Annotated in this window: 20 protein-coding genes and 1 pseudogene; 9 read left to right on the top strand and 12 right to left on the bottom strand. The window is 52.5% G+C overall.

Annotation, left to right across the window (positions count from 1 at the left end; all coding sequences use genetic code 11):
• From RTP97_RS15465 to fliF, 6 genes and pseudogenes are all read right to left on the bottom strand, one after another.
• Positions 1 to 616 (bottom strand): annotated as a pseudogene (locus tag RTP97_RS15465) (hypothetical protein); the annotation flags it as partial.
• The gene (gene fliJ, locus RTP97_RS15460) at positions 613 to 1,056 is read right to left on the bottom strand and encodes a flagellar export protein FliJ (RefSeq protein WP_312415225.1); all 444 of its coding nucleotides are present in this window, start codon (positions 1,054 to 1,056) and stop codon (positions 613 to 615) included. The pseudogene RTP97_RS15465 and the gene fliJ, both read right to left, overlap by 4 nt.
• A gap of 24 nt (positions 1,057 to 1,080) precedes the next feature.
• A complete protein-coding gene (fliI, locus tag RTP97_RS15455) occupies positions 1,081 to 2,451 on the bottom strand; it encodes a flagellar protein export ATPase FliI (protein WP_312415222.1) in 1,371 nt (456 codons plus the stop codon).
• A complete protein-coding gene (fliH, locus tag RTP97_RS15450; protein WP_312415219.1) occupies positions 2,451 to 3,167 on the bottom strand; it encodes a flagellar assembly protein FliH in 717 nt (238 codons plus the stop codon). Before fliH ends, fliI begins: the two co-directional genes overlap by 1 nt.
• A complete protein-coding gene (gene fliG / locus RTP97_RS15445; RefSeq protein ID WP_042391432.1) occupies positions 3,160 to 4,155 on the bottom strand; it encodes a flagellar motor switch protein FliG in 996 nt (331 codons plus the stop codon). Before fliG ends, fliH begins: the two co-directional genes overlap by 8 nt.
• The gene (gene fliF / locus RTP97_RS15440) at positions 4,148 to 5,833 is read right to left on the bottom strand and encodes a flagellar basal-body MS-ring/collar protein FliF (protein WP_312415216.1); all 1,686 of its coding nucleotides are present in this window, start codon (positions 5,831 to 5,833) and stop codon (positions 4,148 to 4,150) included. The genes fliG and fliF overlap by 8 nt, the downstream gene beginning before the upstream one ends.
• 228 nt (positions 5,834 to 6,061) lie before the next feature.
• On the opposite strand from fliF, the gene fliE reads away from it, so the two are divergent.
• The 3 genes from fliE to lysM all read left to right on the top strand — a co-directional run bounded on the left by fliE (position 6,062) and on the right by lysM (position 8,747).
• Positions 6,062 to 6,373, top strand: a complete 312-nt coding sequence (gene fliE / locus RTP97_RS15435; RefSeq protein WP_312415215.1) for a flagellar hook-basal body complex protein FliE — start codon at positions 6,062 to 6,064, stop codon at positions 6,371 to 6,373.
• 889 nt (positions 6,374 to 7,262) lie between these two features.
• A complete protein-coding gene (locus RTP97_RS15430) occupies positions 7,263 to 7,712 on the top strand; it encodes a hypothetical protein (RefSeq protein WP_312415214.1) in 450 nt (149 codons plus the stop codon).
• Positions 7,713 to 8,288: 576 nt separating this feature from the next.
• The gene (lysM, locus tag RTP97_RS15425; RefSeq protein ID WP_144817322.1) at positions 8,289 to 8,747 is read left to right on the top strand and encodes a peptidoglycan-binding protein LysM; all 459 of its coding nucleotides are present in this window, start codon (positions 8,289 to 8,291) and stop codon (positions 8,745 to 8,747) included.
• A gap of 120 nt (positions 8,748 to 8,867) precedes the next feature.
• Here the strand turns inward: lysM and yedF are convergent, their stop codons facing one another.
• Positions 8,868 to 9,092 carry a sulfurtransferase-like selenium metabolism protein YedF gene (gene yedF, locus RTP97_RS15420; RefSeq protein WP_312415280.1) on the bottom strand — a complete coding sequence of 75 codons (225 nt, stop codon included), beginning with the start codon at positions 9,090 to 9,092 and terminating at the stop codon, positions 8,868 to 8,870.
• Positions 9,093 to 9,106: 14 nt separating this feature from the next.
• Positions 9,107 to 10,312 (bottom strand): selenium metabolism membrane protein YedE/FdhT, encoded by a 1,206-nt coding sequence (gene yedE, locus RTP97_RS15415; RefSeq protein ID WP_312415212.1) that lies wholly within the window; start codon positions 10,310 to 10,312, stop codon positions 9,107 to 9,109.
• Positions 10,313 to 10,501: 189 nt separating this feature from the next.
• Between yedE and yedD the strand changes: the two genes are divergently transcribed.
• Positions 10,502 to 10,915 carry a lipoprotein YedD gene (gene yedD / locus RTP97_RS15410; RefSeq protein WP_312415210.1) on the top strand — a complete coding sequence of 138 codons (414 nt, stop codon included), beginning with the start codon at positions 10,502 to 10,504 and terminating at the stop codon, positions 10,913 to 10,915.
• Positions 10,916 to 10,956: 41 nt separating this feature from the next.
• On the opposite strand, the gene amyA is transcribed toward yedD, so the two are convergent.
• From amyA to fliD, 4 genes are all read right to left on the bottom strand, one after another.
• Positions 10,957 to 12,444 (bottom strand): alpha-amylase, encoded by a 1,488-nt coding sequence (amyA, locus tag RTP97_RS15405; protein ID WP_312415208.1) that lies wholly within the window; start codon positions 12,442 to 12,444, stop codon positions 10,957 to 10,959.
• Positions 12,445 to 12,545: 101 nt separating this feature from the next.
• A complete protein-coding gene (gene fliT / locus RTP97_RS15400; protein WP_312415205.1) occupies positions 12,546 to 12,905 on the bottom strand; it encodes a flagella biosynthesis regulatory protein FliT in 360 nt (119 codons plus the stop codon).
• Positions 12,905 to 13,315, bottom strand: coding sequence for a flagellar export chaperone FliS (gene fliS / locus RTP97_RS15395; RefSeq protein ID WP_103819235.1), 411 nt, complete (start codon positions 13,313 to 13,315; stop codon positions 12,905 to 12,907). Before fliS ends, fliT begins: the two co-directional genes overlap by 1 nt.
• A 22-nt stretch (positions 13,316 to 13,337) precedes the next feature.
• Positions 13,338 to 14,750: a flagellar filament capping protein FliD gene (gene fliD, locus RTP97_RS15390; protein ID WP_312415202.1), complete on the bottom strand. Its 1,413-nt coding sequence runs from the start codon at positions 14,748 to 14,750 to the stop codon at positions 13,338 to 13,340.
• A gap of 240 nt (positions 14,751 to 14,990) precedes the next feature.
• On the opposite strand from fliD, the gene RTP97_RS15385 reads away from it, so the two are divergent.
• The 5 genes from RTP97_RS15385 to tcyJ all read left to right on the top strand — a co-directional run.
• Complete coding sequence (locus RTP97_RS15385; RefSeq protein ID WP_312415199.1) at positions 14,991 to 16,124, top strand: FliC/FljB family flagellin; 1,134 nt, start codon at positions 14,991 to 14,993, stop codon at positions 16,122 to 16,124.
• A gap of 147 nt (positions 16,125 to 16,271) precedes the next feature.
• The gene (locus RTP97_RS15380; protein WP_312415196.1) at positions 16,272 to 20,441 is read left to right on the top strand and encodes a tetratricopeptide repeat protein; all 4,170 of its coding nucleotides are present in this window, start codon (positions 16,272 to 16,274) and stop codon (positions 20,439 to 20,441) included.
• Between the two features lie 310 nt (positions 20,442 to 20,751).
• Complete coding sequence (locus RTP97_RS15375) at positions 20,752 to 21,471, top strand: RNA polymerase sigma factor FliA (protein WP_312209226.1); 720 nt, start codon at positions 20,752 to 20,754, stop codon at positions 21,469 to 21,471.
• A 58-nt stretch (positions 21,472 to 21,529) separates the two neighbouring features.
• Entirely contained in the window at positions 21,530 to 22,081 is a 552-nt protein-coding gene (gene fliZ, locus RTP97_RS15370; protein ID WP_312415194.1) for a flagella biosynthesis regulatory protein FliZ, read from the top strand.
• A gap of 89 nt (positions 22,082 to 22,170) precedes the next feature.
• Positions 22,171 to 22,741: cystine ABC transporter substrate-binding protein (gene tcyJ, locus RTP97_RS15365; RefSeq protein WP_312415192.1), on the top strand; the 571-nt coding region annotated here is incomplete at its 3' end.

Genomic DNA, 22,741 nt, shown 5'->3' with positions numbered 1-22,741 from the left:
ATGCCAGAACCGGGCTGCGGCCAGCGGCGGTACTCACCGGCGTGGCTGAAGCTGTGGCGTCACTCTTCGGCACGGCGGCAGTCGCCGCTTGCTGATGCGGCAGCATCGCCAGCAGGGCGCTCAGCCCGGCCAGCTCCTCTGCGCTCAGGTCGCTGCGCGTGTCATCGTCTGCGGCGGCGGTGGCTGGCTGCGCCTGTTGCGCTGTGGGGGCAGATGTAATGCCTTTCAGGCCGCCGGTCAGGCTGGCTAAGATAGCCTGTGCTTCGCTCTGCAACGGCGCGCTGGTCTGGGTCAAATCTCCGGATTCGTCAGCTTTAGCCGCAGTTGCCGCAGCAGCGCCTGCTGGCGTGCGGGAGAGCAGGGCGGCCAGCTGTACGGCCGGGGAGCGGGTATCGGTCTCATCCGCGCCGCCTTTCAGCAGGCTCTGCTGTAGCGTAGCGCTGGCCGAGCGCAGATCGTTAAGGGTAAGGGGAGTCTCCTCGCCCGACGTCTGGGTGCCGGTAAGCGCGCCCGACAGCAGGGCAAGAAAGTCTTCTGCGCCCGTCGCCGCTTTACCTGTTTGCAGGCCGCTGGTGGTATCGGCATCGGTAACAAGCAGTTTTGGCAAAGTGATCACTCTGGTTTCCTCATTGAAGCGCGCTGGGCGAACTCATCCATTTTTTTCTGATCGAGGCGGTTTTCTGCCAGCAGGGCGGCAGCGGTCTGCCGATCCTGTAGGGTTTGCCACGCCTGTAAACGTTGTTTCTTCTCTCGCCAGGCATTCAGCGCCTGTTCAACTTTTGTGGTCCACTGCATCAGCTGCTGGCGGTGCTGCTCGATGGCTTTCTCCAGCGTAGAGATAAACTGCTGGTAGTTCTGCCAGCGCTGACTGCCAATGCCCTGGGTCATATCCGTGTTGAGGTTATTGCGGTACTCGTTCTGATAATCCATCAGCATCTTGAGCTGCTCTTCCGCCTGCTGGCATCCCCGGCGCATCTCACCGAGGCGTATTGCTGCGTCATCCACCGCTTTTTCAGCCAGATCCTTTAGCGTCGTTAATGCGCTAGTCTGCGTCACGATCGTCGCCCTCCCACTCTTCTGTTACACCGTCGGGAAAATAAGCTCTAAGCCCTGGATGGACTCTTCCCATCCGGCGCGTTCAAAAATGCCCTGCTGGAGATAGGCTTCCAGCTGCGGCCACAGGGCGATGGCTTTGTCCAGCATCGGATCGCTGCCCCGGGCATAGGCTCCCACGCTCACCAGATCGCGGTTGCGCTGGAAGCTGGAGAGCAGCTGTTTGAAATGCCTGACCCTGGCGTAGTGCTGCTCGCTGATTAACGCGGTCATGGCCCGGCTGATAGAGGCTTCAATATCGATAGCGGGGTAGTGGCCCGCTTCTGCCAGCCGCCGCGACAGCACAATGTGGCCGTCAAGGATGGCGCGAGCAGAGTCGGCGATCGGATCCTGCTGATCGTCTCCTTCGGTCAGCACGGTATAGAAGGCGGTAATCGATCCACCGCCGTGGGTGCCGTTACCGGCGCGCTCTACCAGCGCGGGCAGTTTGGCAAACACCGAGGGCGGATAGCCCTTGGTCGCCGGTGGCTCGCCAATCGCCAGAGCGATCTCACGCTGGGCCATCGCATAGCGGGTTAAGGAGTCCATAATCAGCAGCACGTGCTGGCCGCGATCGCGGAAGTCTTCCGCAATGCGCGTAGCGTAGGCTGCCCCCTGCATACGCAGCAGCGGCGAGACGTCCGCCGGGGCGGCGATCACCACCGACCGGGCACGGCCCTCTGCGCCTAAAATGTTTTCGATAAAATCTTTTACTTCACGACCACGCTCACCAATCAGGCCAACCACAATCACGTCGGCCTGGGTGTAACGGGCCATCATGCCCAGCAGTACGCTCTTACCCACGCCGGAGCCAGCGAACAGGCCCATACGCTGACCACGACCCACGGTTAACAGGGCGTTGATCGGCCGCACGCCGGTATCGAGTACATGCTCAATGGGGGTTCGCTGGAGTGGGTTAAACGGCTGCGTGATCAGCGCCCCGGTTTCGGTGGTGTCAGGGGAGGGGAGACCGTCCAGCGGTTTGCCGCCGCCGTCGAGCACCCGGCCAAGCAGCGCCGGGCCTAACGGCAGCTGTTTTCCGCTGTGCATGCCGTCGGCGCTGGCGCTACGGGCATAGACGCGTGCGCCGGGGAGGATGCCTTCGACCTCTTCGAGCGGCATCAGGAAGAGGCGCTGGCCGTTAAAGCCCACCACTTCACTCTCCACTTCCCGGGTCTCGCCATTCTCCTGGCGTTCAATAATGCAGGTTGCTCCCAGCGGCAGCTGGAGGCCAGTCGCCTCCAGCACCAGGCCGGTGGCACGGGTCAGCCGGCCGTAGCGGCGTACCGCGGGCAGCTGCGCCATCTTGCTCTCAAAGTTGTCCAGCGTAGTGAGCCAGCGAGTCAGGCGCGCGGTCATCAGATCACTCCCGGTGCCGCCAGGCGGCACAGTTCCTGCCAGCGGGTGGCGACGCTGGCATCCAGATCGCCCTCGTCGGCAGAGACTTTGCACCCGCCCGGGTGGAGGGTTGGATCGCCGCGCAGACGCCAGCCGTGCAGGCTCAGCGTCGCGCCCAACATATCTTCCACTCGCTGGAGATCGTCCGGGTGGACGCGCAGCTGCGGCTTGCCGTTAAACAGCGGCTCCTGCTGGAGCAGCTGCTGAATCTGTTTAATCAGGGTGGTGTTGTCCACGCTCGGCGTATGGCCAATCACCTGGCGTGCCGCCTCTAACGCCATCTGCATCAGGCGGGAGGCGATAACGCTGTCCAGCGCGTCGAGGCTGTGCTGGAACTCGCTCGCCAGCTGCTGCATCCGGGCATGGATCGGTGCCTGCTGCTGCTGGGCCTGGGCCAGACCCTGCTCAAGGCCCTGGGCCAGCCCCTCCTGATATCCCTGGCTATGACCCGCCTGCCGGCCTTCGGCGAGACCGGCGCTGTATCCCTGCTCGTGGGCCTGGATCTGCAGCTGCGCCAGCTGCTGCTGTTGCTTCTGCTCGTCGGTTAAAACGATCTCTTCGCCTTCCTGCGGGGCGTCGTCGCTATCGCTATCCTTCGCCACCGCCGGAACGAACTCGCTCACCGGCATCGCCAGATCTTCCGGCGTCCAGATTTTCCACGGCAGTTCGTTAGACATAGGTATCCTCGCCGCTGCCGATTACCATCTCGCCGGTCTCTGCCAGACGACGTACGATAAGCAGGATCGCTTTCTGCTCGTTCTCCACCTGGGAGAGGCGCACCGGCCCGCGGTTGGCAAGGTCGTCGCGCAGGATATCTGCCGCACGCTGGGACATGTTGCGCAGGAACTTCTCGCGCAGCGGCTGTTCGGAGCCTTTGAGTGCGATAAGCAGGGATTCGGAATCCACTTCCTGCAGCAGGCGCTGGATGCTGCGGTCGTCCACCTCGGAGAGGTTTTCGAACAGGAACATCTCGTCGATAATTTTCTGCGCCAGCTCGCCGTCGAATTCGCGCACCGCGGTAATGACGGCCTCTTCCTGCTGGGTCTTCATCAGGTTGATGATCTCTGCCGCCGTTCTCACGCCGCCCATTTTGCTGCGCTTGAGGTTCTGGCCGTCGAGCAGGCTGTTCAGCACCTCGGTCAGCTCCGCCAGTGCCGCTGGCTGGACACCGCCGAAGGTAGCGATACGCAGCATCACGTCATGACGCAGGCGCTCATCGAAGAGGGCGAGAATATCCGCCGCCTGGCCGCGCTTAAGGTGCACAAGGATGGTGGCGATAATCTGCGGATGCTCGTCGCGGATAAGATCGGCGGCGGTCTGCGGCTCCATAAAGTTGAGCGTCTCGATACCGCTGGAGGTATCGCGCGTCTCAAGAATATCTTCCAGCAGGCTGGCCGCGCGCTCTTCGCCGAGCGCTTTCACCAGCACCGAACGCAGGTAGTCATTGGCGTTGATATTGAGCGCAGCGAACTGCTCTGCCTCTTGCTCGAACTCCTGCAGGACGTCGGTCAGCTGCTTGTTGGAGATCTGGCGCACGCCAGCCATGGCGGTACTCAGGTGCTGGACCTCACGCTGGGAGAGGTGTTTGAACACCTCCGCCGCGCGGTCTTCACCAATGGTCATCAGCAGGATGACGCTCTTTTCGGTTCCGGTAAGGTTACTCATGCTCTTCACCACTCATCCACTGGCGGATGACCAGCGCCACAACGCGCGGATCGTTATCTGACATTTCGCGAATACGCTGGCTCATCACCTCGGCGCTCAGGCGCTGGTTAGCACGGCGCTGCTGGGTCTGCTCGTCTTTACTCAGGCGAACCTCCACCGCTTCCTCTTCCGGCATCTGGCGTGTCTGCGCATTCTCAAGCAGCGCTTTGCGCTCCTCTTCGCGACGCACCAGCTGCGGACGGACGGCTTTGCGCCACAGGATCCAGGCCACAATCAGCACCAGTAGCCAGCGACCGGCGGCCAACAGCTGATCGATAAAGGCTTGTTGTTGCCAGAACGGCAGCTCACCCGCGCTCTCATCGGTGGCGTTGAACTGGGAGTTCACCACGTTAAGGGTATCGCCGCGCTGCTGGGAGAAGCCCATCGCTTCACGGGTCAGATCTTCGATCTGCTTCAGCTGATCGGCGGTCAACGGCAGCGGTTTGCCATCGGTCAGGGTGCGGTAGTTCACCACCACGGCCACGGAGAGACGCTGCACATCGCCCACGTTCATTTTGGTGTGGCGAATGGTGCGGTCGACTTCGTAGTTGGTGGTCTCATTGCGCTGCGTATTACGCGGACCGGCGCTGTTTGCCGTGCTGGTCGTGGTCTGCTGCGCATTCTGGTTCTGCTGGCCGTTTTGCGGCGCATTCGCGGTAATCGGCGCGTTATTGGCCGGAGCCGGCTGGTTAGAGAGCGCACCCGGCACGCCGCCCGGATAGGGGCCGCCCACCTGCTCGCTTTCGTTCAGCTGACGGGAGCGCATCACCGCCTCGGACGGGTTACCGTTGGGGTGATACTGCTCTTCGGTCTGCTCTTTATTATCAAAGTCGATCTGGGCGTTAACCTGAGCATGGACGTTGCCATTCCCGACGATAGGGGAGAGGATCGCTTCGATACGGCGCTGCACGCGGCCTTCAACGTCAGCGGCATACTTCAGCTGGGCATCGTTAAGATCGCGACCGCTGGTGTTGGACTGGGTCAGCAGGCGACCGCTCTGGTCGACCAGGGTAACGTTACCCGGCGGCAGGCCAGCAACGGCGCTGGAAACTAAATGGACCACGGCGCTAATCTGGCCCTCGTCCATGGCGCGGCCCGGCGCGAGATTGACGGTAACGGAGGCTGACGGAGATTTCTGTTCACGCACAAAGAGCGACGGCTTAGGCATCGCCAGGTGAACACGCGCTGATTTTACCGGCCCGAGGGTTTCGATGGTGCGGGCCAGCTCGCCCTCCAGCGCACGCTGGTAGTTGACCTGCTCGCTGAACTGGCTGATACCAAACTTCTCCTGGTCCAGCAGCTCAAAGCCCACCGCGCCGCCTTTCGGCAGCCCAAGCTGGGCCAGGCGCAGGCGCAGCTCGTGCACCTTATCCGCAGGCACTTCAATCGCGCCACCGGTTTCAGAGAAGCGGTAGGGGATGTTCATCTGCGTCAATTGGGTCACAATCGCGCCGCCGTCCTGATCGGAGACGTTGCTATAGAGGACGCGGTAGTCGGGCTGTTTCGCCCACAGTACCATAGCCACGATGATGGCGATGGCCGCGGCACCGGCGATGAGCAGGGGAATTCTGGGATTCGCGCGCAGGCGGTTCATCCACTCGAGAGATTTATTCTGTGATGCGGTTGCTGTCGCACTCATTGCACACCTCGTAACTCTGGGTGGACGGCATTATTCGTGTAATGAAGCAAAACGGACTCCCGGGTCGGCAAACACGACAAAAGTTCCATGTTGATGGCCCCGCCATTATTTGATGAATCGCGATTTTCTATGGGTCAAATAACCTGGTTTTTTGTCGCTATTTACCGCCTTCATCTTATTGACAAGCTGGTAATCTCGTCGCCAGTCAAATCATGTAGGGGTTAAACCATGTCTATTCAGGGGATTGAGGGCGTCATCAGCCAGCTGCAGGCTACGGCCGGCGTGGCGAAAAACCAGAGCGTTGGCGTTGAGTCCACCGTTAGCTTTGCGGGCCAGCTGCACGCTGCGCTGGATCGCATCAGCGATACGCAGAACGCCGCGCGTACGCAGGCCGAGAAATTCACCCTTGGCGAGCCAGGCGTCGCCCTGAACGACGTGATGACCGATCTGCAGAAATCGTCCGTGTCGTTACAGATGGGGATCCAGGTGCGTAACAAGCTGGTGTCGGCGTATCAGGAAGTGATGAGCATGCAGGTGTAGCAGATCTAAGTTATTGCCTCATAAAGAAATAACTAAAAGGAGCCTATGGGTGAGGCAAACTCTGATAATTTCTGGTTCAGAAAGGCACTCTGTACCTGATGGTTATCAGACATCCATTTTCCTTAGAACCGGTAAACTATCCCAGCGTTAGCATGAGCATGGCTCTTTTGCATGGTTATGAAGTTAGGATTGGTTCTGGCTGACAGAGAACAACATGCGTAAGTGTGGCGGGACTGATACGCTTTTCTGTATCGTAAACCGGCACGCTTCATTATTTCTCTAATCTAGTTAATCGACCCAACCGCGTAATGATGTCCTGCCTGCTGTTACACGTTACCATCCTTAGATTAAACAAAAATGTGTATGGATAGATATCCTTCCTGCCGTATTCCATGAGCTTCGCCTCAACCTGATACTGCTTCCCGGACGTGTAATTGCTGCAATACCACAAAGAGCTCAGGTGAAATCAAAGTGGCTGTTGCAACTAATAATTGCTCTCATCGGCATATGCCTCCTGCAGCTGCTAACCAGATGCGGGAATACTCAGACAGGTTACCTTCGGGTGGCAGCCAGCCTATATCTGGATGTCAGCCTGCTGACAGCACTGAAGCAGTGCAAATCGACAAAGACCGCATCAAAGAGATTGACGAGCCACACGTATACCCTAGTGAGGGTACTGAATATAAAGAGGGCGCGTCAAAAATCGTAAGACAATTCTTCATTAAGACAAATCTTGCCGATATGCTACGGGCGGTTCTTATCCCTTATTGTTACTGCATCCAAAACAAATCTCGGTATCACCAAACTTAGTAGGATTTTCCTTAGGTTGTTGATTTACTGTGTTACATCTTGTAATGATTATGGCGCCTTAAATAAAAACCACATAACCATGAAAACCTTAAAAGTGATTAGCAGCTTTTTGCTGCTGTTTTCTGCACACAGTAACGCAGCCTGGCAAGAGCGTGAGCTTAACACCTGGTATGAGAAAGACCGGGTTTTATATGACATCACTCAAACTGTCAACGACAACCCTGTAATGATAAGCATTGCTCAGGCTGGCTATAAAACAGCCAACCTTACTATTTCGTATATGTCTAATGGAGGATGTTCAAACACTAATCCGCCGCTAAGAATAAACAATATCATAGTGCCTGCTGCTTATAAGTGTGTACCGGTGGGGAACAATAAAATTGAGCATTACATTGTCGATGACGCTGATAAGGTCAACGCCCTTGTAGGGAATCTGAAATCAGACTTTACGGCAGTGATTCAGGAAAACATAAAAGTCTGGGCGGCCAATATCAAATCTCCCAAGTATGGAATGGCCCCGAAGTTCTGAGTAGCTGGTGAACGTAAACCGCCAAAGGGCGGTTTTTTATTATTCTCAACATGAGAAGCTCAATCAAAATGCTGTAAAGCAGTACAGAATACCTGCTAGTTGTTAACGTTACTCTCCTAATTTATGAACATTGATAACTTCTGAATTCAATTTATCGAAAGGGATACAGCCTTGAAAATAAAAATACAGACGCTGATCGTTAAATCTACTGCAAAATATGTCAATGTTCATGCCGACATCAAGGACTTTAAACCATTTAATATTTTATGATTTCACATTATGTGGGCGAAAGGAAGATCTAAACCCGCCCTCTTTACTAATTGCATAATAGTCCGCGTCGTTGCTGCACTGAATGCGATAAACTGTCATTGAAGATTTTATCCAGCTTTGAGCAAAGGATATCAATTTCCTGGCTGGGTGTCGGTGAATATAAAACTATAGGCTCCTCTGGATTTGTTAAATCAAATGACGGCTTTCTCCTGTAGTCAGAACTTCCTTAAATTACGCTTACGTCAGCCGCTTCACCTGGCCTCTGCTACACTTTCAGAGTCTTAACTTAACGGTAAGGAGCTGAAAATGGGTCTTTTCAATTTTGTAAAAGAAGCAGGTGAAAAGCTGTGGGACGCTGTCTCCGGGCATGATGACAAGGAAGAGCAAGCGAAAAAGGTGCAGGAGCATCTGAGTAAAACCGGTATCCCGGACGCGGATAAAGTTAACGTGCAGGTTGCTGATGGTCAGGCCACCGTAACCGGTGAAGGTCTGAGCCAGGAAGCGAAAGAGAAGATTCTGGTTGCGGTGGGTAATATCTCCGGTATCGCCAGCGTAGCGGACAACGTTAAGGCCGCGCCAGCCGCCGATACGACTGCCAAAGAGAGCCAGTTCTATACGGTTAAATCTGGTGACACCCTGAGCGCTATCTCCAAACAGGTGTACGGCGACGCTAACCAGTACAATAAAATTTTCGAAGCGAATAAACCGATGCTGAAAAGCCCGGAAAAAATCTATCCGGGCCAGGTGCTGCGTATTCCGCAGTAATCTGCCAGTGGTGTTGTAAATGACATTCGCCGGGTGGCGCTGCGCTTACCCGGCCTACAAAAACCGCATAATCCTCGAGCCGTAGGCCGGGTCAGGCGAAGCCGCCACCCGGCAAATCCTTTACTTCTGAATCAAATAACGAATCGTCGGCCCATCCTGCTGGATATCCAGTACGGTATAGCCGTGATTACGTGCGTCCAGCGGGATATTGTTAATAGATTGCGGACAGTCGCTCACCACCTCCAGAACTTCACCTTTCTTTAGCTGCGGCATCGCTTCCAGCGTGGCGACGGCAGGGTAGGGGCACGGCTCGCCCACCATATCCAGGCGATAATCGGGTACTATCGTTGTGCTCGTATTCACACCGCTTCCTTAACCGCCAGGGTGGCGGCGCGCTTAAAGAAATGTTTTTCCCAGGCCACGACCAGCAGCAGGGCAACCAACAGCAGGCCATAGGTCACCAGCAATCCACCAAGCGGGCCGAAGGTGTTCAACAGGTTCACCTTATCCCAGCGGGTTGCCAGCGATGGCGCCAGATCGTCCCAGAAGTAAGCCAGCAGCGTCGAGCCGATGACGTTCCCCAGCCCTACCCACCAGTAGTGTATTTGGCCCTCTACGGCGCGGTACATCCAGCCGGTCTCGCAGCCGCCTGCCAGTACAATGCCAAAGCCAAAGAGCAGGCCGCCAATCACGGCGTTAGGGCCAGCCCACATAATTTTGGCCTCAACCCCTAGCTGGACGTAGCTGAAAATGCCGATAGCGCTGACCGCCATGCCAAGGATGATTGCTTTCGCCATATGGGTGCGGCCGGTGATCCACATATCACGGAAGGCAGAGGTAAAGCAGATCTGCGCCCGCTCAATCAGCAGGCCAAAGCCGACGCCGAACAGCATGGCAAGACCCAGCCTGGGCTGATTCATCGCCGTTAGCATCGCCCAACCCAGCATGCCAACAAACACCAGCATGCCGAGGCGAAAGCGGCGGCGTGCCTGAGCAGGTTTCTGGGTTAACGGTGAGGCGGCAGAAACCTTCTGTATTTTAACCGGGATACGAAACAGGGGAAGCAGGGTAAAGCGCGCCCCAAACCAGCTGCCGACCGCCGTGGCCAGCGCAAAGAACCAGGCATGGAGGGAAAACTGCGGAATACCGGTGAAGAACGCTGCCAGGTTACAGCCCATCGCCAGCCGTGCGCCGAATCCGGCAATGATGCCACCAACGACGGCCTGCATAATACGGATCCGGCTGCGGGGCATGCGCAATTTGACGTTATTCGCCCACAGCGCGGCGGCAAAACAGCCGCCAAACATGCCGATAATCATCATGCCATCGATGCGCGTCAGCGGCGTGCCCTCCAGATGGATCAGCCTGTAGTAGCCCCAGGTTTCCGTATGAACGCCCATCAGCTGTAAGAGTTGACCGCCCCAGCGGGTAAACTCCCCGGTGACGGCCCAGAAGGTGCCGGTAATACCAAAATAGTAGGTTGAGAGAATGCTGGCGGCGATAACGGCGGGCAGGGGTGCCCAAAAGGTAATCAGCCAGCGCTGTTTGAAATGTTGCCAGGACATGGTAATAGCCTCTGAACTCAGAAGGTTTATTGTATAAAGCGGAACCGCGATCCTACACGTAACGCTACGTTTGCCCAGAGGTAAATGGCATTTATACGGTGCAGATCAATTAATACGGCTGACGGTTATCGCTGGCGGGTAGGGCGCTTTAATGCCAAAATATTTTTTTCTTCGCGCGCAGGGTATTAGATGAAAAAAGTAGCGATTTTTAGCGCATTGCTGGCACTGACCGGCTGTGCACAGATTGAAAACTATAACGAGGTGGTAAAACACCCAGCGCCAGCGGGTCTGGCCGGATACTGGCAATCCGCCGGGCCACAGAGCGAGCTGGTGAGTCCGGAAGCGATAGCCAGCCTGGTGGTGACCCCCGCCGGGGATACGCTGGACTGCCGCCAGTGGCAGCGAGTAATTGCCCTTCCGGGCAAGCTGACGCTGCGCGGGGACGATCTCTATAACGTGACGCAGAAGGTAGAGGTCTATTCTGTAGAGCGGGAGGGGGCGCTGCTAGAGTATGCGGGCATGACCCTGAAGCGGGTTGACCGCCCGACCGCCGAGTGTGCTGAGGTGCTGGCGAAAAGCCCGCTGCCGACGCCGCTACCGTAAGGTAATAACGCTGAGTGAGGCTTCTCACTCAGCGTTTTCTGTCAAAGTGACTCCTCCAGTACCCAGACGCTGACGCTACCGCCATTGCAGGTAAAGGTGCCCGTGCCGTTTTCGTCGGTGCTGACGGTCTCTTCACGGTTGCCCAGGTAGTCGCGCCACATCTTATTACCGTAGTTCTCTCCCAGCTCCAGAGTCTTTTCACCCTCGTCGCCGTTAGAGAGCACTACCACGCAGCCCGGATCCTCTTCGGTTCCGCTCCGGCTAAAGGCGATGCAGTTCGGGTGATCGAACCACAGAGTCTGTATGCCGTGGGCAAAGCGCTGACGGGCCAGAATCAGCTGGTCGAGCTGTTCGATAATCGGCATGTCGATATGATAGGTCTCGCCATCGCCGCCGGTATCGTCATAGCTTGCACCGTAGAGATCCGGATAGAACACCGACGGAACCCCGTTTTCCCGCAGCAGGATCAGGGCATAGGCCAGCGGCTTAAACCAGGATTCCACTGGCGCTTCCAGAGCCTGCAGCGGCTGGGTGTCGTGGTTAGTCACCACCGTTACCGCGTGGAAAGGATCGGCTTCTACCAGCGTACCGCTGAAGATCTGGCTCATGTCGTAGTCACGACCCTGCAGCGATGCCTGATGGAAATTCATCTGCAGCGGGGCATCGAACAGCATCGTATTACCTTCTACCTGATCGATATACTGTTGCAGCCGATCCACTTCGTGGGACCAGTATTCGGCGACGATGAACAGCGGCTTCGGCGCCACTTCCTGCACGTGGGCAATCCACTCTTTATAGAACCAGGCCGGGATATGTTTTACAGCATCGAGGCGGAAGCCGTCGCACTGGGTCTGCTCCATTACCCAGCGCGCCCAATACTTGATCTCCTCCGTTACCGCCCGGTTGCGGAAGTCGATGTTGGACCCCATCAGATAGTCAAAGTTACCTAGCTCTTCGTCGACCTGATCGTTCCAGCCGTCGCCGGTGTAATCGTTAACGATTTTAAATATGCCGTCTTCATCGGGATTTTCGATGTGATCAACGCCGCTAAAGCACTTGTGGTCCCAGACAAATTTTGAGTATTTTCCTTTACGGGCGGGGAAGGTATAGCGCGTCCAGGCTTCGCACGCGATCTCCTCGTCGTCGATCTGGTTACGATCGTGTTCATTCACCCGATTAACACAGATCGACTCTTTTTCGTCGGCTCCCATCTTATGGTTGACCACCACGTCGAGCAGCACGGCGATGCCGTTCTCCTTCAGCGCGCCAATGGCCGCCAGCAGCTGGGCCTTATCACCGTATTTGGTAGGAATCGTGCCTTTTTGATCGAACTCGCCCAGATCGAAAAGATCGTAGGTGTCATACCCGACAGAATAGCCTCCCGTTGCTGCTTTATAGGCGGGCGGCAGCCAGACCATGTTAATGCCAATATCATTAAAACCAGACGCACGCTCGGCCACTTCCGGCCAGAGTTTACCGCCTTCCGGATAGTACCAGTGAAAGCATTGCAATAAGGTGGGGTTTTTCATCGACCATGCTCCAGAGTAAGGAACTTGAAGTATGGATGAAAATCAGAAAACGAAGCGGGTGGGGGCGTTAAAATAGTTCACCCGCTTGCAGGCGGCAGCGTTCAAAGCTCGCTTGGGAAAAGGATATTGCCAGAGAGACGTCCATAGGTTGAATTCAGGTTGTGTTGCCGGGACGTTTGCCCAACCAGAGTGCGTAGTTCTTCCATGCGCTGATGCAGCAGCGTTTTTAGCTCAACTTCGTTATCCAGGATCTGTTTTAACAGGGGGCGGAGAAGCCCCTGAATGGTGGGCGCGGTATCTGCCGTATCCTGAAGCTGGGTCAGCTTTTCTACTGCGGTAATATAGCTCACTTCATGCTGGATTAACTCATCCCAGCGCCCCTCTTTGGCGAGGATGAGCATCATATTGCTGGTCAGCAGCAGCTGCTGATAGTGGTGGAGCAACCCGAAATCGGCTTCCATTAGTAGGTGTCCCGCGCATTTTGATTATTGGGGCCGATCTCCTTCCAGGCATCTGCAATGTTGGTCAGCAGGTTCGTGACCTCATCAATGGCGGCAAGGTCATTGTGCAAATTAGCCTGGAGAAGACGCCGTGTCATATAGTCATAAAGACTGTCAAGGTTTGACGCAAGGTCACCACCGACTTCGTGGTTAAGCCCTGCGCGTAAGCCGTTAGTGATGATGTTGATGGCCTTTGACAACGCCTGTCCTTTACCGGGAATGTCTCCCTGATCGATCAGGATGGCCGCTTTTTTCATGGCGCTGAGCGCGCCATCAAAAAGCAAAACTACCAGCTGGTGTGGGCTGGCACTCAGAACGGCGCTCTCAACGCCGACCTGTGCATAAGCCTGAATTCCCGATTTTGTATACATGTCAAACCTCAATCATTACTCATTAGCTGTTTATGGCATTGAACTGCTGGGTCAGGTAGCTGGCCGTGGAGTCCAGGGACGACATCAGCGTACTCAGGCTGGTAAACTGCGCCTTGTAACGCGCCATCGTTGCGGTGATCTGGGTATTTACCTGGTCGTACTTCTCTGACAGCCGCTTCAGCGTTTTATTGATCCCGTCCGTGGCACTTTGCAGCGAGCCATCAGTGCCGAGGATATCTTTTAACTGGCTGCTAGCCTGGGTGGCAAAACCGGTGGTTTTGCCGTCGCCGGATAGGAAAGTCAACACATCGGTCGGGGACTCGTTCAGCGCTTTAGTCAGCTTGGTATCATCGATGGTCAGCTTGCCGCTGAGATCCTGGGTGATACCCATCTGCGACAGGGTAGAGATAGTTCCGGTTCCCTGGCTGGTGGAGAGCAGGGAGCGCAGGCGCGTCTGGATATTACGCAGCGTGCCATCGCCGAGCAGATCCCCGTTTGAGGTACTCTGGCTGTCGCTGCCCTGATCTACCGCTGTATATTTGGTCTGGTTGCTGATGGTCGTCTGCAGCGAGTTATAGGCGTCAACGTAGGCCTTTATGGCCGTCGTCATCGGTTCGTTGTCTTTGACTACCGACAGCGCCTCTGGATTGCCAACATTGGTTTTGGTCAGCGACAGGGTCACGCCCTCTGGCGCATCGGTAATCGTGTTGCTGCTGCGGGTGATGGTGATGTCATTGATTTTTACAATCGCATCCTTCGCCGCCACCTGCTGGGTCATTGCGCTCTTGCTACTGTCGGTTGCGTCATAGCTGATGTATTTCGCCAGCTTGCTGTCGTCAGTGCTAATGGTCATGGCGTTGGCCGTGCCGCTGTCCCGTGAAGTCAGCGCCAGGTAGTAGCTGTCATCATCTGCTTTAATAATACTGGCGGTGACGCTGCCCTGTTTGGCGTTGATCGCATCGCGAACGTCCGCAAGACTGGTTTTATCGCTGGCCAGCGTCACCGTCATCGGATCTTTTTGGCCCGGCTGGGTAATCGTGATTGTCCGCGAGCTCAGGGTGCTGTCGCCCAGATCGGTGTCCTTGCTGCTCGCCTTTGGGCTTAACAGCGACTGCGACGCGGCCAACTGGCTGACCTCAACGGAGTAGGTTCCCGCCGTGGCGCTGTTGGCCAGCGTGGCACTGAAGGCGGTATTGGTGCTGGAGACCTTGGCCGACGCAATGGCTGAGGTATCTTTTAGCGCGTCCGCTGCAGTCTGCAGCTTGGTTAATGATGTCTGCACTACGCCCCAGGCGGTCAGTTTTGCTTTATATGATGATTGTTGCTGCGTAATAGGCGTCAGCCGGGTCTGTTCTGAAGACTCCAGCCCATCATATAACGTACTCAGCGATGAACTCATGCTGGTACCCGCGCCGAGCGAACTTACTGTTGCCATAATAACATCCCTCAATTTAAGACAATCACTGGATGCACTATCGGCAGCGACAGCAAAAAGATTAGAGCCTTTTACAAAAAACAATGGCGAAATAAAGCGGAGAAAAGCCAGGCAGTTTGCGCCTTTAAAAAAGCGAATATTTTTTCTAAAGGTTATCCGAGGGCGGTCGATAATCACATCAACGGCGAGAAAGCCGTAGGCAGATGCCTGACTCAGACAACTTTTTAAAGGAATTCAATCATGGCTGTTATCAATACTAACACCCTGTCTCTGACGACTCAGAACAACCTGACTAAATCTCAGTCCTCTCTGGGCACTGCTATCGAGCGCCTCTCTTCCGGTCTGCGTATCAACAGCGCAAAAGATGATGCTGCTGGTCAGGCGATCGCTAACCGCTTCACCTCTAACATCAACGGTCTGGGCGTAGCAGCACGTAACGCCAACGACGGTATCTCCCTGGCACAGACCGCTGAAGGCGCGCTGTCCGAGATTAACAACAACCTGCAGCGCGTACGTGACCTGACCGTTCAGGCGCAGAACAGCTCTAACTCTGCATCTGACATCGACTCCATCCAGTCTGAAGTTAACCAGCGTATGGAAGAGATCAACCGCGTAACCAAACAGACCGACTTTAACGGTATTAAAGTTCTGGATAACCGTACTGCGGGCAACACCAACTATGATTTCCAGGTTGGTTCTAAAGACGGCGAGCAGATTAGCATTGCTATCAGCTCAAGCGCTGGCTGGAACTTGGCAACTGCTGGTACAAACAATACGTCTTCTGAAACTATCAATACTTACAAGTTTACCACCACAGACGCTCTGAAAACTGCTAAAGACGACGTTACTGCAAAGAAAGGTTTGTTAGATACTGCTCAACAAGCGGTAGACTCAGCTGCTAATGCAACCATTAAAGCTACTGCAGAAACAGCACGTAATACTGCACAGACTAACTTAACTACATCTCAGACTGCTTACGATACTAAACTGAAAGCATCTACCACTGCAAATGAAGCGGTAAATGGTAATGCACGTACTGTTGCAGCCGAAGGTTTTGATGTATTAAAAGGTAAAGTTAGCTCTACTGGTACTGCTGCTGGTAGCACGCCGCTGTCAGATATCGATGAAGCTATCAAATCCGTAGATTCTCAGCGCAGCCTGCTGGGTGCTTCCCAGAACCGTTTCGAATCTACCATCACCAACCTGAACAACACCGTGAGCAACCTCTCTTCTGCTCGCAGCCGTATTCAGGACTCCGACTACGCTACCGAAGTGTCCAACATGTCCCGTGCGCAGATCCTGCAGCAGGCTGGCTCTTCTGTACTGGCGCAGGCTAACCAGGTTCCACAGACTATGCTGTCTCTGCTGCGTTAATAACGCGTCAGCAATCACAGCAATTAGCATAAAAAATAACGGGTATTATACCCGTTATTTTTTTTTGTCTTTTTTATACTGAGAGTTCCTAACAGGCATTTGCCTTTCCTCAACGGCCTCGTTCTTAACCTGGACTCACGCATTGATATGAAAAAGTCGCTCATTGACGTTATCGCCCGTAAAAAAACAGACAGCACAATAAAAGAAGACATTCGTTTAGCGACGCAATCCCTTCAGGCTGAACCTGCCAAAACTCTTGAAATAACGAGAGAATTACTGGCACAGGGTGTTGAAAATCCAGAGTTATGGGTGCTGATGTCGAAAGCCTACCAACGGTTAGGCGCTTTTGCAGAAGCAGAAAGCTGCATCAATACGGCGCTGGGAAAAGATCCCTATGGAAGTGATGCCGTCTATACCAAAGCCGATCTGCTTTATCTTTCAGAGCGTTCAGAAGAAGCGGTTGACTATCTTAATGCTGTCATTAATTCTGGCAACTGTACCAGAGATCAGCGGATACTGTCACTGCAGGCGCTGTTGTCATTGAAACTGAAACGTTATGATCAGGCTGACCAATTATATCAGCGACTGGTTAAAGACTACCCTGGAAATTGGCTCTACTGGAATAACCTGGGATTAATCAAGGCGGAACTCATCCAGTTTGAGGAAATGAACGAGGCTTACCGTAGGAGCTGTAACCTTAGCAAAGAAAATCCGCTACCTTATTTTAATCGTATTATTAGTTTACATTATCATCCGGAAAAAACAGCCGAACAACTCCTTGAGCTGTGTAAAGCCTGGCAGCTAAAATTTGCTTATAAAAAGCCGTCTCGTGCGATTGCCAAAGATAAAACTCACAATAAACGTTTGCGCATTGGCCTTATATCCGATGGATTCCGGGTGCATCCGGTTGGAAATATGATTACAGTAGGGCTGTCGCACGTGTCTTCATCACAAATTGAGTTCTATGCCTACAGTACGGCCAATAATGAAGACCATGTTACGCAGAGAATCAAACAGATTTGTGCAAAATGGCAGGCTGTTGGTGGTATAAGTGAAGATGCATTGAATGATCTTATTCGTGATGATGGCATTGATATTCTCTTTGATTTAAGTGGTTACAATAGCGGTAGCCGCGTACAAACCATACTAATGGCTCCCGCACCTGTGCAGATCAAATGGGTAGGTGGTTTAATCAGTACTACAGGTGTGGAGAGTATGGATTATCTGCTTAGCGATAATATTGAAACTCCGGAAGGGGCGGATGGGCTATATACCGAAAAGTTGATCAGGCTGCCGAACGATTATATTTGTTACGATCCACCTCCTTACTTACCACCTGTAAATAGTGCACCGGTGAATGCTAATGGATATATCACTTTTGGCTGCTTCAATTATGGTTCAAAAATTAACGATGTCATACTGTCCCAGTGGGCAGTAATTCTGCATCAGGTTCCGCAGTCACGCTTGTTCCTGAAAAGTGCTAACTTTGGAAGTGAACAGCTTTGCGAATATGTATTTAGTGCATTAGAATCACTAGGTATTACTCGTGACCGGGTAAGAATCGAAGGTGAATCAATGCATAAGGCATTGTTGGCAAGTTATAACGATGTCGATATTGCCCTTGACCCTTGGCCTTATTCCGGCGGGTTAACAACCTGCGAAGCGTTAGCAATGGGTGTACCTGTTGTTACTCTACCTGGCCCTACGTTTGCCGGACGCCACTCTGCTTCTCATTTAGTGAATGCTGGATTAAAGGAGTTGGTCGCAAATGATTGGGAGCAATATATCAATATTACCGTAGGGTTGACTAAGGATATTGAGAGTCTCAATATTATTCGTAACAACTTGCGTAATATATTTTTATCTTCACCCGTCTGTGATGGCAAGCTGTTTGCTAAACATTTTACTGATGCGATGCGTGCTGTGTGGCAGCGTTACTGTGATAATAAAGCACCCGCAGCGTTAACGTTGAGCAATGATGCAGAGCCATATTTCCATGATGACCATAAGCCGATTGAATTGCAGCATGCATCGTCAATGGAAACATCATTCCAATTTCATTTAGGTAGCAAGGTATTTATGCTAGATTATGGGGCAGGCCTTGCTACTGGTGACCAGTTTATCAACCTGACTGAGTTGAATGGGTTTCGATTTTTTATTCTGGATCTTATTGGTAAGATTGAAGAAAAACATTTACCTCTTCGGCGGAAAGATATTCAGCATATCCCATTACATGCATTGGGCGATGGGGAGAATGTACACGTCTATATGTGTCTGGATAATAATAACAGTAGCGATCTCAAGCCATTGCCAGCCAATGGCATCGAATCAAACGTAATGTCTGAGCGAAAAGTTATCGCCAAGATTAATGTCCCGAGTACAAAGCTCGATACTATCGAGGGATTGGACACTGTCGAATGGATGGTGTTGGATAATAAATTTAATATTGCCCAAGTGTTTAAATATGGGCGACGCGTACTAAGTACATGCCTGGTCATTGACATCTGCCTTGCCTTGAATGAGACTCATGAAGATCAACTGTCATTGAGTGAAATTAACAAGACGTTAAAGGAGTTGGGTTTCTATTTCCACGCGTTTCCAAATATTCAGGTTGCACAAGCGGTAGAAATAGGAACAGAGACAAAGTTACGTTCATCAAGAATGGTGACGGCACACGGCCTTTGGTTGCCTAATGAGGAACGGCTTGCCGCCTTAAACACAGAGCAGCGTGAAAAACTGGCGTTTATACTACATATGGTTTACGGCTTACATGATGTAGTTCTACAACTGTTGCAAGCTGAGTCGCAGGAACGGGCAGATTCATATGTTACTGAGATTCTGTCTTACCAAAAATTAGCATCAGACGATAAAAATGAACCGCAAAACCATTCGCTACCGCAGAAACTTATTGTCAGTTTAACGTCGTGGCATAAGCGTTTTAGTACGCTCCATATGACACTGGAGTGCCTGTTAAAGCAGACGGTAAAAGCCGATGAGATCATTTTGTGGCTTGCTGAATCTGAGCGTCATTTTGTACCTGATAATGTCCTGGCACTCGCTGCTAAAGGGATTAAAATAAAATATTGTGAGGATATTAAGTCGTATAAAAAGATAGTCCCTGCATTGATTGCTGAACCTAATGCCTTCATTGTGACGGCTGATGATGATTTATCATATCACCCTGAATGGCTGGAAACGCTGGTTGCTGCGTGGGATGGCGATTATAAAACAGTTGTCGCACATCGAGCACATAAGATCCGTCTTAATGACAAAGGTATTCCTGTTCCATACAATCAATGGAACTGGAATTATAATGATTCATCTGACCATTCAAATTTGATTTTTCCGACCACAGGATTCGGTACCTTATATCCGCCTCATTGTTTCCATCAGGATGTTGTTAATAAGTCGCTATTTGAGAAGTTATCTTTAAATGCTGATGATGTTTGGCTGTTCTGGATGTGCCGTTTAAATGGTGTTAAATTCAACGTGGTTGGCGGCAATATGGTTCAGGGTGAATGGAAAGGAACATCAGAAGAAGGACTATGGCGTACAAATCTGTTAAAAGGTGAAAATGATAAATATATCAAAAATATGATTTCGCATTATGGGTTCGCTGCTGAAGAAACATCGACTATTATTCGTCGTCAGGCATCTAATGCTCATGCTAAAAATTCGCCTCAAAATGAGGTGCTGGAATTTAATCATTCCTCTCAATATTGGGACGATCGTTATAGATTAAAAGGTAACTCTGGGGCGGGTTCTTACGGCCGGTTGGCAGATTTTAAGGCCAAAATAATCAATGATTTTGTTACGTCAGAACAAATTCAATCCGTGATCGAGTTTGGCTGTGGAGATGGTAACCAATTATCATTATCTAACTATCCTCGCTATATGGGGTTTGATGTTTCTGAACATGCGCTGCAGATTTGCAAAAAAAGATATGTTAACGATGCTACCAAAACATTTTATCCTGTTAGTGAATGGAACAATCAGCAAGCAGAGTTAGCGCTGTCGCTTGATGTTATATACCATCTTATTGAGGATAGTATATTTGAAAAATATATGATAACGCTTTTCTCCGCTTCATCACGATTTGTTATAGTGTATGCCTCTAATGATGAGGGATATAATAATTCCATCTCGAAGTATGATCAGCATGTGTATCATCGTAAATTTACAAATTGGGTAGAAAAAAATATGGGCGGGACCTATACTTTCCATAAATTTATACCTAATAAATATCCATTTGACTTTAAAGATACTTTGAACACGTCGTTTGCTGATTTCTATGTCTACCGCCGTTGCGAAATGTAAAAAATAGCTCTGGGCGCATTTGATATGACTTCAAATGCGCTTCATTTTTCGACATGCTTAGCTAAACATTTTATGGTCATAGGACATGCCGGTTACTCTAGTCGCTACATCTGGCGTCCCGCCCGGTCAAGCGATCGCGAACAGGTAGGGGGAATGACTCCCAAATGAGGGTGACTTTTGCCTAAAATCCACGTAGGTAACGCTGGTGTTAGCCAAATAACCCACCTTTTCTTCCCCTATTCATCCGATTAAAACCCCTCCAGAATCGGATAATCATGCCGATAACTCATTTAACGCAGGGCTGTTTATCGTGAATTCAATGTATACCGCTGAAGGTGTAATGGATAAACACTCGTTGTGGCAACGTTATGTACCGCTAGTGCGTCACGAAGCATTGCGCCTGCAGGTGCGTTTGCCGGCGAGTGTGGAACTGGACGATCTGCTACAGGCGGGCGGTATCGGGTTATTGAATGCAGTTGACCGATATGACGCTCTGCAAGGAACGGCATTTACCACTTACGCAGTGCAGCGTATTCGTGGCGCGATGCTGGACGAATTGCGCAGCCGCGATTGGGTGCCGCGCAGCGTTCGGCGTAACGCCCGCGAAGTAGCGCAGGCGATGGGGCAGCTGGAGCAGGAGTTAGGCCGTAACGCAACGGAAACTGAAGTTGCACAGCGGCTCAATATTTCTGTGGAAGAGTATCGTCAGATGTTGCTCGACACCAATAATAGCCAACTCTTCTCCTATGACGAGTGGCGTGAAGAGCATGGCGATAGCATTGAGCTGGTGACCGACGATCACCAGCAGGAGAACCCGTTACATCAGCTATTGGAGAGTAATCTCCGCCATCGCGTGATGGAGGCGATCGAAGCCTTGCCGGAGCGTGAGCAGCTGGTATTGACGCTCTACTACCAGGAAGAGCTGAATCTCAAAGAGATCGGCGCGGTGCTGGATGTTGGAGAGTCGCGGGTCAGCCAGCTCCATAGCCAGGCCATTAAACGCTTACGTACCAAACTGGGTAAGTTATAGGCAGCAATGCGTGCTGCCTGAACGATGTCGCACAACGTATTGACAACCAGGAGTTATCATGACGGTGCTACAAGTAAAAAGACGGCCACTAAGCCGCTACCTTAAAGACTTCAAACACAGCCAGACGCATTGCGCCCATTGCCATAAACTGCTCGACCGCATCACGCTGGTGCGTCGGGGCGAAATCGTCAACAAAATTGCTATCTCGCGCCTCGACACGCTTCTGGACGAAGCGGGCTGGGAGCAGGAGCAGAAAGAGTGGGTAGCACTGTGCCGCTTCTGCGGTGATTTGCACTGCAAAGAGCAGAGCGACTTTTTTGATATTATCGGTTTTAAGCAGTATCTGTTTGAGCAAACAGAGATGAGCCATGGCACGGTGCGTGAGTACGTGGTGCGCCTGCGTCGTCTTGGCAATCATCTTACCGCCCACCGCATCACCTATGACCAGCTCGAAGACGGTTTTCTGGATGAAGTTCTGGAACCGTGGCTGCCCACCACCAGCACCAATAATTACCGGATCGCCCTGCGCAAATATGCGCAATTCAAAGCCCAGTCGCACTTTATGGCCAGTCAGAAAATCGCTTCCGGCGCAACTTCTGATATATATTAAAAGTGAATAATATGTAGCGTACAGGTGTTTGTACCTTGTGGGTCAGCACCTTACACTACCCGCAATCTATTATCATATTCGGGGTAACTATGAAATTAGCACTTTTGGGTCGTCAGGCGCTGATGGGTGTGATGGCTGTTGCGCTGATGGCAGGCGTGAGCGCGAAGTCTTTCGCCGACGAAGGCCTGCTGAATAAAGTAAAAGAGCGCGGTACGCTGCTGGTGGGGCTGGAAGGAACCTATCCGCCGTTCAGCTACCAGGGCGATGACGGCAAGCTTACCGGCTTTGAAGTGGAGTTCGCGAACGAGCTGGCGAAACACCTCGGCGTGAAAGCCTCGCTGAAGCCGACCAAGTGGGACGGTATGCTGGCCTCGCTGGACTCTAAACGTATCGACGTGGTGATCAACCAGGTCACTATCTCCGACGAGCGTAAGAAGAAATATGACTTCTCTACCCCTTACACCGTCTCCGGCATCCAGGCGCTGGTGAAGAAGGGTAATGAGGGCGGGATTAAAACCGCTGCCGATCTGAAAGGTAAAAAGGTGGGCGTCGGTCTGGGTACCAACTATGAAGAGTGGTTGCGCCAGAACGTGCAGGGCGTGGATATCCGTACCTATGATGATGACCCGACCAAATACCAGGATCTGCGCGTAGGCCGTA

Source organism: Pseudescherichia sp., assembly GCF_031998825.1.
Lineage (GTDB): Bacteria > Pseudomonadota > Gammaproteobacteria > Enterobacterales > Enterobacteriaceae > Pseudescherichia.
The sequence above is the reverse complement of the archived record's forward strand: the minus strand, read 5'-3'. Positions and strand labels throughout refer to the sequence as shown.